Source organism: Bacillus sp. ISL-45, from assembly GCF_018613195.1.
Taxonomy (GTDB): domain Bacteria; phylum Bacillota; class Bacilli; order Bacillales; family Cytobacillaceae; genus Mesobacillus.
In genome coordinates this window covers 25,416-39,459 of sequence record NZ_JAGGQQ010000006.1, presented here as the reverse complement: position 1 = coordinate 39,459, position 14,044 = coordinate 25,416, and the positions used below count along the sequence as shown (strand labels likewise).

Sequence of the window (14,044 nt, the reverse complement as noted above, 5' to 3'; positions counted from 1 at the left end):
AATTCAATTTAACTTTTTTTCAATTTGTTCCCGGGTCATTTCAATTTTTCCGGGCAATACGAACAGATACTGGATCAAATCCTCCAGTAAATCCATTATTAGTTCTGTCATTTCATCATCCATGTCCGTTTCCAACTCAAGCATCCTATGGAGTCCCCCTTCAGGTTTCATCAAGGGGCTTAATGAGGTAACTGGATTTACTAAATTAATATGGTCTGGTAATATCTCGAATTGCTGATCAAGTGTCATGCCCTTTGCCTTGTCACCTAAAAAGTTTTTTAGAACATTCTCAATGACACGCTTGGCCAGTACCGCAGTGGCTGTATTCTCTTTTGAAAGATAGACGCTGACTGCCGATTTATAAGCCCTTATCAATTCTTCGGGTATTTTGGGAATATGCTGTATCTGGCTTGTCGGATCTGTGGAGCTCTGTGGATCATATATGTACACATCGGGCTGGGTCTCGTGATCCCTTGTAATGATAACAAAGGGAACACTATGTTTGCATGAGGGACAAGCACTTTCAGTCATCAGCCCATGTTTGCTGCTCTGATATGTCGACTTAAGAACAAATTCAACTTTTTCCTTGCATACTGGACAGATATTTCTAATGCCCTTTGGGACCTTCAAATGTCCGAACTGACTATAAGATGTAATCGAACCGGCATAGATCCGCCTCATTTTCGTGCCCCTTTCTGTAAAACAAATTCTCCGCCAATCATTAGCTTTAGTTTCCATGCTACTCAAAAAAATTATCCATGTTTTTATATAACCCTAATAAATAAAATGAAAACTCTACTTTTGAATATGGTTTAAGACTGAATCGATTTGTTTTCCCAAAAGACCTGAAATGTATTCCAATGTGCTAAGCGAGGAAATATCCTGCTCCAGGAGCGGCAAGAAAACCTGTCTCTGATTTTTGAATTTCTCTTTGATTTCATCAAGATACAAACGCTCATTCGTTCTCCTTTGCGCCATGAACCTTCCGTCTGCCTCCTTGGGGATGACCTTGTTGACAACGATCGAGTTAACATGTATACCGTGCTGGTGCAATGTTTCGATTGCCTTGTTCGTTTCAAGGATTGGAAGGCGCTCGGCGTTTAGTACAAACACATACTCGGTTTGTATGCCATCAAGCAAGATTTCTCTTACACGCTTAAAACGGTTTTTTCGTTCATTAAGCTTATCATATAAAGGGTCTTCAACCACTTCACCATCATTCATCCACTGTGCATAATTTTCATTCACTTTTTTGCGCCGTTCCAACAGCCCGTCCATCCAAACGCCCATTAATTCCGGAAGTGTCAGCAGCCTGATTGTATGTCCTGTCGGTGCTGTATCAAAAACAATGGCATCATAATTTGTTATTTCCTCCAGGACTAATGAGGTGATCTTGTCAAACAGCGCTGCCTCTTCTGCACCAGGCGAGGATGCTGCCATGTCAATCTGCCTGTTAACCTCCTCCAGCATCGTCGCTTTCACCAGGCCTTTCAAGTTGCCTTTTACACTATTGATATAGTTCCTGGACTCCTGCTCCGAGTCAATCTCCAGTACATCAAGATTCCGGGTTGCATTTTCAATTTTACCGCCAGTAAAGTTCCGGTGGAATAGATCCCCTGTATTATGGGCGGGATCGGTTGAAACCAGCAGAATCCTTTTCCCTTTTTGCGCAAGTAAGAGCGCCATGGCTGCAGATGTAGTACTTTTGCCAACGCCGCCTTTTCCGCCGATAAAATAGATCTTCTTTTCCAGCATATCCATTACACTTCCTCCTAACAGCAGCGTATTCCTTCAAGCGGGGATTTTTCCATTCCGGCCCTCAGATGCCAATCATGAAAACGCTCGATGATGACAGGGTAGAGTTCAAGCGTATAGTAAAATGCCGGGTTGGGCAGGCCGAGCATTTCTGAAAAACAAAGCAGCATAAACAGGTCTTCTTCATCTCTCAATTCACGGGCTATTTCGGTCCTGTGCGGCTGCCTGAGAATCTCATCATACACAGCTATGGCACGCTTAAATTGTTCATAAAAACCCATCTTGATTACCTCTCTTTCTAAAAATGACAATAGAGACCGGTCGCCCGGCCTCCATTTCATTACATTTCCTTGCTTAATGGCGGTGGATTATTCCTGCTGAAGGCTGCGACTGCCTCGATAATAATCCAGAAGACAAATATCAGAATCAGTCCGCCGATACCAAAGAGCAGCATATTCAGCTCGCCGCCCCCATATCCAGACCACTGGAAAACGACTTGCTGAATCATAGCCCAGAGTGTCATGAAGAAAACGAAAACCATTGGAATGAAGGTAACGAAGTAATTCCTTCCCTGACGTTTCAGCCAGATGGAAACGAGCAGAAGGCTTACACCTGCCAATAGCTGGTTGCTTGTTCCGAACAGCGGCCACAACAGGTATCCACCAGAACCGAATCCGTTAGGGCCTTTCGGCAATAGTACAAGCGCTGCACTGGAAACAACTGCGACAGTTGTAGCTACATGGGTTTTAGTCAAAGCCTGGACATTGTATTCGCTTCCGATTTCGGCAATGATATAACGCATCAATCTTACTGAAGTATCCAAAGTTGTAGCGGCAAAGCTGACAACAATGATAGAAACAATTGTCCTAGCGATGTCCGCCGGAATCCAAATGCCAGTCGCAAGCTGGGCAGCACCATTGATGAAGTTGCCAAGACCGCCTGAACTTGCAGCCGCAAAGCTTGAATACGCAGCGGTAAAGTCAGCTTTTGTCGCAAAAACGGTGACAACCGCGATGATGGCGATCAGCGCAAGAACACCTTCCCCAACCGCACCAAGGTATCCAACAAAACGGGCATCCGTTTCTTTTTCCAGCTGCTTGGAGGATGTACCTGAAGAAACCAGTCCATGGAACCCTGAAATCGCACCGCAGGCTATTGTGATGAACAATAGCGGGAACCAGGAAACATCAGTAGCCGCTGCATTCATCGCAGGAGCTGTAACCTCGGGCTGAAGGAAGACTAACCCAGCATATAAAATGAATAAACCAACAACCAACTGGTGTGAATTAATATAATCACGAGGCTGAAGGAGCTTCCAGACCGGCAGTGTTGAAGCAATGTACACATATACCATCAACACGATAATCCAGACTAAGAATGCCATTGATACACCACTCAGCCCGAACATGACGGTGTTATCCGCTCCACCAAAATATTTCACAAGATCAATCTGCAAGGCCGGTACACGGCTGGCCAGGATTGCTGCACCATACATGACAGCAAGTGCGACCAATGAAGGCAGAAGCATCCCTTTTTTCTTTTTATAAACAGCATAGCCAATCCAGATTGCAAGCGGAATTTGCAGGAATACGGACAGGACGCTTGCCGGGAAGCTGACAAATAAGTTCGCGATGACCCATGCAAAAACGGCGTTGACCATCAAAACAAGTATTAAAATAATGAATAAGAACATGATTTTCGCACGTTTGCCTATCAGCTTATTTGTGATGGTACCTACTGACTGCCCCTTATTCCTGACTGAAAGGACAAGAGTTCCGAAGTCATGGACACCTGCCGCGAAGACCGTCCCCAAAGTAACCCACAGGAATGCAGGAAGCCATCCCCAATATACAGCGATTGCTGGCCCGACAATCGGTGCAGCTCCGGCTACAGAGGTAAAATGGTGGCCCCATAGAATCATTTTCTTCGTTGGGACAAAATCCACCCCATCCGAATACTGGTGTGCCGGCGTAACGTAGTTAGGATCTAGACGATAAATCTTTTCTGCTACCCACTTGGAATAGAAGCGATAGCCAATCGCAAAGACAATCATCCCAATCACGGCTAACCATAAAGAATTCATTTTTATTAACCTCCTTTTTTATGAGTTGGTATTACAACTTAATAATAAAAATATATTGCTTAATTAGTCAATAAATTCTGACTACTTTTCTTAAAATCCTGTATTCAAGCATTCATCCCTCTATCAAAAATATTTCCCAACCTACAGATTCGACGAGTTTAGACTTAGTTGTTGAAATGTTCAGACTATTAAAGTATAAATATGATAATCTACTAATTCCTATTAGATAGAATTTGATTTTAGGAGGAATTTATTTGAAGAAAGTCGTTTCCCTAAGTTTGACAGCAAGCCTTGCAATCAGCGGATTGGTTGCTGCCACAGGCTTTGCCGCCCCATCAGCAGATTCACCGTCCAACAAGTTTACGAAAAGCCATGGCGTACCTGAATTTGTTGCTGGCAAGCTGACAAATCCATCAGAGAAAGCAGCAAAGGATATTGTCCTTGGGTACCTGAAAGCTTCGAAAGGAAAATACAATCTGGGAACAAATGATAGTTTTGCTGTTAAATCTCAGGAAGCAGACAAGCTTGGCGGAGATATTGTCCGACTGCAGCAGGTCTATAATGGAGTTCCTGTCTGGGGAGCAACACAGGCAGCCAGAGTTGACGAAAACGGTGTTCTTAAGGTTTTTAGCGGAACTGTCAGCAAGGGACTGGGCGACAAGCTTTTAAAAGTCTCCAGCAAAAAATCCCAGAGAGATGCAATTGCCGTGGCTGAAGGTGATTTGGGCTACAAGCCTGAATATGAAGTAACGCCAACGGCTGAATTTGTTGTTTATCCTGGTGAGGATCAAGCAGTGTACGCTTACCATGTCACGTTGAACTTCCTGAGCCCTGAACCAGGCAATTACCAGTACTTTATCAACGCTGTTACAGGTGAAATTATTAATAAATACAACGCCATTGATACTGCTGGAAAAAACAATCCTTCTTTAAACGGAGCAGATACGGTTGGATCAGGTGTCGGAGTGCTGGGTGACACGAAGTCGTTGAACACGCTTCTTTCAAATGGCTCTTATTACTTACAGGACAATACTCGCGGAAATGGTGTGTTCACCTATGATGCCAAGAACCGCCAGAGAACGCCAGGTTCCCTCTGGGTCGATGCGGATAATAACCTGAACGCTGCTTATGACGGAGCCGCAGTAGATGCCCACTACTATGCAGGCCTCACTTATGATTACTATAAAACCACTTTTGGCCGGAATTCATATGACAACAATGGCGCAGCGCTGAATTCCACAGTCCATTACGGCAGAAGCTACAACAATGCATTTTGGAATGGGCAGCAAATGGTATATGGTGATGGAGATGGCGCTACCTTCATCCCGCTTTCCGGTGCTCTTGACGTAGTGGCGCATGAACTGACACATGCTGTGACTGATTTCAGTTCTGACCTGGTTTACCAGTATGAATCAGGTGCATTGAATGAAGCGATTTCCGATATCTTCGGCACACTTGCTGAATTCCATGACAACAATAACCCAGATTTCGAGATTGGCGAAGATATCTACACTCCAAATACGGCTGGTGACGCCCTTCGTTCAATGAGTGACCCTACAAAATATGGTGATCCGGATCACTATTCGAAACGTTATACTGGAACATCCGACAATGGCGGAGTCCATATCAACAGCGGAATCATCAATAAAGCTGCCTACCTTCTGAGCGAAGGCGGTTCACATTATGGAGTATCGGTCCCGGGAGTCGGAACAGATAAAATGGGAGCGATCTTCTACCGTGCAAACACTGTGTATTTCACTTCTTCCACGAATTTCAGCCAGGCACGGGCAGGAACTGTACAAGCAGCAAAAGACCTGTATGGTGTAGCTTCGGCAGAAGTTGAAGCTGTCAACAAAGCATTTGATGCTGTAGGAATATATTAATAACTTTAAATTTAGTAAGACTGGCTCATTTATTCTTGTGAGCCAGTTTTTCAATGCTGATGCTCCCGCGCTTTCTCGTTTGAATGAAAGAATAGAATTATGGTTTTGAGTAAGCTGGATTGAGTCTGCTGAAGCTTGGCAGCTTTGGCTTAGGATCATGAAAAACTGTCACAAAACAAAGGGAATTTTGGCAGCTTTGACCTCGAAACCAGAATAGTTGTCACAAAACCCGCAGAATCTTGACAGCTTTGGCCACACACACTGAAAAGCTGTCAAAACAGAATCACTATGCCATGACGGATACTTTAATTAAACTGACACTATAGGAATCTTCTGCATATATACTTCACCGCTTTAATAAAATGATTGACATTCTGCAATAATGGCTGTAATATTTAGAGAAATTTAATAATTCAATAATATGAAATCTTATCCAGAGAAGCTGAGGGTCTGGCCCTGTGAAGCTTCAGCAACCTTCAACTATTTTTTGTTGAAAAGGTGCTAATTCCAGCAAGTTTTAAAAACTTGGCAGATAAGAAGAATGGCTATCAACTGTAAAAGTCTTCTTCTTAAGAAGGCTTTTTTGTTTTATTAGGGACTTCTCGTAACCGACTTCCTGCAAAATTGTAGATCAAGTCCCTTTTAAGTCGATTATCTCGTCTTTTCATAAAACAAAAATTGCCATCTGACTATCTTTCATTAGGAGTGAATACATTGGCAGAAATCGATACGAAGTTAGCGCAGCTTGGCAACAGAAGTGAATCATCAACAGGTGCGGTCAACCCACCAATCTATTTAACGACGGCATACCGCCACGAAGGGATTGGCCAATCGAGCGGATATGATTATGTCCGCACTGGCAACCCTACTCGTGAAATTCTTGAAAAAGCGATCGCAGACCTTGAGGAAGGTGAACGGGGATTTGCCTGCAGTTCCGGAATGGCAGCAATCTGGACCGTTCTGTCCTTATTTGAACACGGGGATGAATGGATTGTCTCTAAGGATTTATACGGAGGAACTTACCGTCTTCTTGAGCAGGGTTTCAAAAAGTGGGGGTTAAATAGTACATATGCTGACATGGCAGATCTACACGAAATCAAATCCGCAATCAATCATAGGACAAAGGCTCTTTTTGTAGAAACGCCGACAAATCCGCTGATGGAGCAGGCTGATATTGAAGCCATCGCAAATATCGCAAAAGAGAGCGGTATTCTGCTGATTGTGGATAATACCTTCTACACCCCCCTGCTGCAAAAACCATTGGCTTTAGGTGCAGATATCGTGATCCATAGTGCAACTAAATATCTTGGAGGTCACAATGATGTCCTTGCAGGGCTCATCGTTGCCAGGGGACAGCAGATATGTGATTCCCTCTTCCTTCATCATAATGGCGGTGGTGCGGTGTTAAGTCCTTTCGACTCCTGGCTGCTCATTCGCGGGATGAAAACACTGGCATTAAGGATGGAACGCCACGAGCAAAATGCCAGGGAACTGGTAGATTATTTGCAGAATCATCATGCAGTGAAGGATGTCTTGTATCCAGGCAGAGGCGGAATGATTTCTTTCAGAGTACACTCTCCTGCTATGGTCAATCCGTTTCTTAAAAGTCTATCAACCATTACTTTTGCAGAAAGCCTTGGTGGCGTCGAAAGCTTCATTACCTACCCTGCGACTCAGACACATGCTGATATCCCAGCTGAAATTCGTGAAAAAACCGGGGTTTGTGACCGACTGCTTCGATTCTCTGTGGGAATCGAAAATGTTGCCGATCTGATAAATGATTTAGACGACGCATTCCAAAAGGCAAGCCAGGAGGCAGAAGCGATATGAGCAGATATACATTCGAAACCCATCTGCTCCATAACAAGCATAAATTCGACCCTGCAACCGGTGGAGTAAGCGTACCGATCCAGCATGCCTCAACCTTCCACCAGCCGTCGGCAGACAAGTTCGGAAAATATGATTATAGCCGCAGCCTTAATCCAACCAGAGAGGCACTTGAGGAAATAATCGCCGAGCTAGAGGGCGGTGTACGAGGTTTTGCTTTTTCTTCCGGGATGGCTGCCATTTCAACTGCCTTTTTGCTTCTTTCTCAGGGAGATCATGTAGTCATCACCGAGGATGTTTATGGCGGGACATATCGAATGGTTACTAATGTTTTGAACCGTTTTGGAATTGAGCATACTTTTGTGGACATGACAGACCTTGAAGCGGTAGAACAAGCGATTAGGCCAAATACTGCATTATTTTATGCTGAAACTCCCTCTAATCCGCTGTTGAAGGTAACAGATATTCAAGCGATCAGCGAAATAGCGAAGAAACACGGCGCACTTACATTTGTTGATAATACTTTCATGACTCCATACTTGCAGCGTCCGCTTGAACTTGGAGCTGATATTGTCCTTCACAGCGCCACAAAGTTTCTTTCCGGCCACAGTGATACTGTGGCGGGTCTGGCGGTAGTTAAGGATGAACAACTGGCCAATAGGCTTTATTCCCTGCAGAACTCGTTCGGGGCAGTCCTGGGGGTTCAGGATGCGTGGCTTGTCATGAGAGGCATTAAAACCTTGTCAGTCAGAATGAACCAATCTCAGCAAAGCGCAAAGAAAATCGCTGGATTTTTAAAGAAGCAGCCTTTAATCAAGGATGTCTTTTACCCTGGTCTTGCGAATCATCCGCAGTCAGACCTTCAGATCCAGCAGGCATATGGGCCAGGAGCGGTTCTTTCATTTGAACTGGAAGATGCGGAGGTTTTAACTAGATTTATAGAACAAGTGAAACTTCCAGTTTTTGCAGTCAGCCTTGGAGCAGTAGAATCCATCCTCTCCTACCCTGCAAAAATGTCACATGCGGCCATGCCGCAGGACGAACGAGAAAGGCGTGGAATCACTGATGGCCTCCTTCGACTCTCTGTCGGGCTGGAAAACGCCGGCGATTTGATTGCGGACTTTGAGCAAGCTTTTGATTACATAGGAACTTTAGCAGCACAAAAGGAGGAAGTCTAATGAGTTTCCTGAAACGACTGGAAAATGAAATATTAATTGCCGATGGAGCAATTGGCACTCTCCTCCACTCTTATGGAGCCGGTATCTGTTTTGAAGAGTTGAACATTTCCCATCCTGAAGAAGTAATACAGATTCATAAGGCCTATATAAATGCGGGTGCCGACTTAATCCAGACGAACACATACGCAGCCAATTATATAAAACTTGAAAGATATGGGCTCGAGGATCAGGTAAAAGAGATTAATAGTGCGGCGGTAAAGCTCGCCCGACAGGCTGCAGGCACTGATGCGTATGTACTTGGCACGATTGGCGGCAACCGGGGAATCAGGCCTTCCGCCATCCCGATTGAGGAAATTAAAAGAAGCTTCAGGGAGCAGCTATACTGTTTACTCCTTGAGGGCGTAGACGGACTTTTATTAGAGACATTTTATGATATGGAAGAAATCGAGACCATTCTTGAGATAGCCCGGAAGGAGACCGACCTGCCAATCATTGCTCAGGTATCCCTCCAGGAAATAGGAATCATGCAGGACCAGACCCCGCTTCAGGAAGTTTTCAATAGACTAGAGGATCTTGGCGCTGATCTTGTGGGTCTGAATTGCAGACTTGGTCCCCATCATATGATTTCCAGTCTTGAGCAGATAGAGCTGCCATCAAAGGCCTTCCTTTCCGCCTATCCGAATGCCGGACTGCCTGCCTACACAGATGGTAAATTCCATTACGAAGGCAATCCTGAGTACTTCGGCAAGTCTGCCCGCAGCTTCCGTGACCAGGGAGTCAGGCTGATTGGCGGCTGCTGCGGAACGACTCCAGAACATATCAAAGCATTTGCTGATGAGCTAAAAGGGTTGCCGCCAGTGTTGGATAAGAAACTCCCTGCAAAGAAGCCGAAAATTGTTGTCACACCCGCTGACGTAAAAAGACCTTTAGCTCCACTTCATCAAGTGGTGAAAGAACGTCCATCCGTAATCGTGGAGCTTGACTCACCTCGAAAACTGGATACGACACGCTTTTTTGAAGGAGCAAAAGCATTAAAGGGAACTGGTATTGATGCCTTGACCCTTGCAGACAATTCACTTGCTTCACCCAGAATTTCAAATGCAGCTATCGGCCATCTGGTAAAAGAAAAAATCGGTTTGCGACCACTTGTACATTTAACTTGCCGTGACAGGAACATCATTGGCCTTCAGTCACATTTAATGGGTTTGCATACACTCGGGCTGCATGACGTGTTAGCCGTAACGGGTGACCCTGCCCGTGTCGGTGATTTTCCTGGTGCTTCGTCTGTTTTTGATGTTTCTTCCTTCGAGCTAATAGAGATGATCAAACAGTTTAATGATGGTCTCTCCTATTCTGGAAAAGATTTAGGACAAAAAGGTGCATTCTCTATTGGTGCTGCCTTCAATCCAAATGTTCGTTCCATCGAAAAGGCTGTCATGAGGATGGAAAAGAAAATCCGCGCTGGTGCAGATTATTTCATCACCCAGCCAGTTTACTCTGAAAAAATGCTTTTGGAGGTCCATGAAGCAACAAAGCATATTGATGCCCCTGTTTATATCGGACTCATGCCGCTAACAAGCAGCAGAAATGCTGAATTCCTTCATAATGAAGTTCCCGGCATCAAGATTTCACAGGAAATACTCAACATTATGGCGAAATTCAATAATGAACCGCTGCTGTCCAAAAAGGAAGGCATCGCGATTACAAAAGGTTTGATTGAGGCTGCAGCAGAACTGTTTAACGGAATCTATATCATCACACCTTTTATGAATTATGAGATGAGTGTTGAGTTATCGAGCTACGCTAATGAGTGCAGCAGCCTTCTAAAGAGGAGGAAACAGAATGTCAACCTTGTTAACTGAACAGATGAAGAATAAAATCCTGATCATGGACGGAGCGATGGGAACGATGCTCCAGCAGGCAGACTTGACCCCCGCAGATTTTGGCGGAGAAGAATATGACGGCTGTAACGAAATCCTGAATATAACTGTTCCGGAAGTAATTGAAAATATCCATCGGGAATACTTTGAAGCCGGTGCAGACATCGTGGAGACCAATACCTTCGGTGCTACGAGCCTGGTCCTTGATGAATATGGCATCGGCCATAGAGCTTATGAAATCAACAAAGAAGCCGCCCTTATTGCCAGGAAAGCGGCTGACAAGGCCTCCACTCCCTCCCAGCCGCGATTTGTGGCTGGTTCAATGGGTCCGACTACCAAAACACTAAGCGTGACCGGTGGCTCAACCTTTGAAGAAATGTCTGCTTCCTATGAAGAACAGGCGCTTGGCTTGATCGATGGGAATGTCGATTTGCTCCTGCTTGAAACGAGCCAGGACTTGTTGAACGTAAAAGCGGCTTATACCGGCATCCAGCGTGCATTTCAGAAAAGTGGCAAAGAACTACCTCTCATGATTTCTGCCACAATTGAGCCAATGGGCACGACACTTGCTGGCCAATCTATTGAAGCTTTTTATATTTCAGTCCAGCATATGAATCCGATTGCGATCGGACTTAATTGCGCAACCGGACCGGAGTTCATGCAGGAACATCTGCGTTCCCTGTCCTCCCTTTCGACTGCTGCTGTCAGCTGTTATCCGAACGCTGGGCTGCCTGATGAGGAAGGTCAATATCATGAAACGCCTGACACGCTCGCTCAGAAGCTATCTGACTTTGCCCGTGAAGGCTGGCTTAATATTGTTGGCGGCTGTTGCGGCACTACTCCTGCACATATTAAGGCGATTTCGGAAAAAATGCAGGAACGCCCGCCAAGGCAAACGGAAGAAAATAAGCTGCATATGGTTTCGGGGATTGAGCCTTTCATCTATGATGATCCAACACTAAGGCCAATTATGGTTGGTGAACGGACGAACGTGATCGGTTCCAGAAAATTCAAACGCCTGATCTCAGAAGGCAAACTGGAGGAAGCAGCAGAAATAGCGAGGGCTCAGGTAAAAAATGGAGCCCATGTCATCGATATCTGCCTGGCTGACCCGGACAGAGATGAACTTCAAGATATGGAAGGTTTTATTAAGGAAGTTGTTAAAAAAGTGAAAGCGCCGCTTGTGATTGACTCTACTGATGATGAGGTAATTGAAAAAGCATTGAGTTATTCGCAGGGTAAGGCAATCATCAATTCCATCAATTTGGAGGATGGCGAAGAAAGGTTCGAATCAGTTGCACGCCTTATCCACAAATATGGTGCAGCTGTCGTGGTAGGAACGATTGATGAGGAAGGTATGGGAGTTTCCGCTGAAAGAAAATTGGAAATTGCCAATCGGTCATACGACCTTCTTGTCAATAAATATAAAGTACCGGCACAGGACTTGATTTTTGATCCGCTTGTCTTCCCAGTCGGCACCGGGGATGAACAATATATTGGATCAGCGAAAGCGACCGTGGAGGGAATCAGGAGAATCAAAGAAACTTTCCCGGAAACACAAACGATTCTTGGAATCAGCAATGTTTCCTTTGGCCTCCCTCCTGTTGGCCGTGAGGTGTTAAATTCAGTATTTCTTTACCACTGCACCCAGGCTGGCCTAGACTACGCAATTGTGAACACGGAAAAACTAGAGCGTTTTGCTTCAATAAGTTCTGAAGAAGTTAAAATGGCCGAAGATTTATTATTCAATACAACCGATAAAACTCTTGCGGAATTCACCGATTTTTATCGGGGTAAAAAGAAAGAAACAAAAAGCACCCTGCCTGATATGACGCTTGAAGAAAGACTCTCCTACTATGTAGTTGAAGGAACGAAAGAAGGCCTTCTTCCCGACCTTGATCATGCACTTGAAGCCTACTCTGCCCCGCTTGATATCATCAATGGTCCATTGATGGACGGGATGAAAGAAGTTGGCAGGCTGTTCAATGACAACCAGTTGATTGTGGCGGAGGTCCTTCAGAGTGCAGAGGTCATGAAGGCGGCTGTGTCCCATTTAGAGCCACATATGGAGAAAAATGATTCAACAGCAGCAAAGGGAAAGGTGCTCCTAGCGACTGTAAAGGGCGATGTCCATGATATTGGCAAAAACCTGGTGGATATTATCCTCAGCAATAATGGTTATGATGTTGTCGATCTAGGAATCAAGGTGACACCAACTGCCCTTATTGAGGCGATTAAAAAGGAAAAACCAAATATCGTTGGCCTTTCAGGACTGCTTGTTAAATCTGCACAGCAGATGGTGCTGACTGCCCATGATATGAAACAGGCTGGCATCGACACTCCTATCCTTGTGGGCGGCGCTGCCTTATCAAGGAAATTCACTGATACGAAAATCGCTAAGGAGTATGACGGACTTGTTTTATATGCAAAAGATGCGATGAATGGGCTGTCGATTGCGAATCAATTGCAGGAGCCGGACGGGTACGAACAATTTTTAACTGAACAAAAGGCTAAGAAAGAAGCTGCGATGGATAAGCAGGACTATACGACAACGGGCCGAACTTCTGCCACAACCGTTTTAGAACGTCCAAAGGTAACAGCAAAGGCACCGGTATTCATCCCGCAGGATACAAAGAGGCACCTTGTTAAATCCTACTCCCTGTCCCATATTGAGCCCTATGTAAACCAGCAAATGCTTCTGGGGCATCACCTTGGACTAAAGGGAAAGGTAGAAAGACTGCTGGCTGATGGCAATGAAAAGGCAGTCAAGCTCCAGGAAGTAGTCCAATCCCTTTTAAAAGAAGCCAAGACAAATAATTGGATTAAACCTGCGGCCGTTTATCAGTTCTTCCCTGCCCAGTCAGATGGAAATAGGCTGTATGTATTTAATCCTGAAAAACCCGATCAAATTGCAGAAACATTTGAATTTCCGCGACAAGAGGTTTCACCTGGATTATGCCTGGCAGATTTTGTCCGCCCTGTCAGTGATTCCGAAAAGGATTACATCGGAATGTTCGCAGTGACAGCAGGTGCAGGAATTCGCCAGGCAGCAGAACAGCTGAAAAACGAAGGGCGATTCCTGGAAAGCCATGCACTCCAGGCACTTGCTCTTGAAACGGCAGAAGGATTCGCGGAATTGATCCATCGCCAAATCCGTGATCGTTGGGGTTTCCCGGACACACCGGCTATGACAATGAAGGACCGTTTCGCCGCCAAGTATCAAGGCCAGCGATTTTCATTCGGATATCCAGCTTGCCCAGACCTGGAAGATCAAAGAAAGCTTTTCAACTTGATCAAACCAGAAGATATCGGGATTAATTTAACCGAAGGATTCATGATGGAGCCCGAGGCATCGGTCACAGCTATGGTCTTCTCCCATCCAGACGCAAGGTATTTCAATGTGTTGAAAACTTAATAGGAATCGAAGCCCAGTATTTT

Annotated in this window: 9 protein-coding genes and 1 riboswitch; of the genes, 5 read left to right on the top strand and 4 right to left on the bottom strand. The window is 45.1% G+C overall.

Annotated features, from left to right (window positions below; translation table 11 throughout):
• Positions 1 to 3: 3 nt before the first annotated feature.
• The 4 genes from J7E35_RS08385 to J7E35_RS08370 form a co-directional block, all read right to left on the bottom strand.
• The gene (locus J7E35_RS08385; protein ID WP_214778812.1) at positions 4 to 681 is read right to left on the bottom strand and encodes a hypothetical protein; all 678 of its coding nucleotides are present in this window, start codon (positions 679 to 681) and stop codon (positions 4 to 6) included.
• Between the two features lie 114 nt (positions 682 to 795).
• Positions 796 to 1,761, bottom strand: a complete 966-nt coding sequence (locus J7E35_RS08380; RefSeq protein WP_214778810.1) for an ArsA family ATPase — start codon at positions 1,759 to 1,761, stop codon at positions 796 to 798.
• Positions 1,762 to 1,772: 11 nt separating this feature from the next.
• Complete coding sequence (locus tag J7E35_RS08375; protein WP_213367584.1) at positions 1,773 to 2,036, bottom strand: cory-CC-star protein; 264 nt, start codon at positions 2,034 to 2,036, stop codon at positions 1,773 to 1,775.
• 59 nt (positions 2,037 to 2,095) lie between these two features.
• A complete protein-coding gene (locus J7E35_RS08370) occupies positions 2,096 to 3,838 on the bottom strand; it encodes a carbon starvation CstA family protein (RefSeq protein WP_214778808.1) in 1,743 nt (580 codons plus the stop codon).
• 296 nt (positions 3,839 to 4,134) lie between these two features.
• Between J7E35_RS08370 and J7E35_RS08365 the strand changes: the two genes are divergently transcribed.
• From J7E35_RS08365 to metH, 5 genes are all read left to right on the top strand, one after another.
• Entirely contained in the window at positions 4,135 to 5,721 is a 1,587-nt protein-coding gene (locus J7E35_RS08365) for a M4 family metallopeptidase (RefSeq protein ID WP_353050000.1), read from the top strand.
• Positions 5,722 to 6,147: 426 nt separating this feature from the next.
• A riboswitch (SAM riboswitch) is annotated at positions 6,148 to 6,260 on the top strand.
• 175 nt (positions 6,261 to 6,435) lie between these two features.
• Positions 6,436 to 7,551, top strand: a complete 1,116-nt coding sequence (locus J7E35_RS08360) for a methionine biosynthesis PLP-dependent protein (protein WP_214778800.1) — start codon at positions 6,436 to 6,438, stop codon at positions 7,549 to 7,551.
• Positions 7,548 to 8,726 (top strand): cystathionine beta-lyase, encoded by a 1,179-nt coding sequence (metC, locus tag J7E35_RS08355; protein ID WP_214778797.1) that lies wholly within the window; start codon positions 7,548 to 7,550, stop codon positions 8,724 to 8,726. Before J7E35_RS08360 ends, metC begins: the two co-directional genes overlap by 4 nt.
• Complete coding sequence (locus J7E35_RS08350) at positions 8,726 to 10,588, top strand: bifunctional homocysteine S-methyltransferase/methylenetetrahydrofolate reductase (RefSeq protein ID WP_214778795.1); 1,863 nt, start codon at positions 8,726 to 8,728, stop codon at positions 10,586 to 10,588. The genes metC and J7E35_RS08350 overlap by 1 nt, the downstream gene beginning before the upstream one ends.
• Positions 10,569 to 14,021 (top strand): methionine synthase, encoded by a 3,453-nt coding sequence (gene metH / locus J7E35_RS08345; protein ID WP_214778793.1) that lies wholly within the window; start codon positions 10,569 to 10,571, stop codon positions 14,019 to 14,021. Before J7E35_RS08350 ends, metH begins: the two co-directional genes overlap by 20 nt.
• The last annotated feature ends 23 nt before the right edge of the window (positions 14,022 to 14,044 follow it).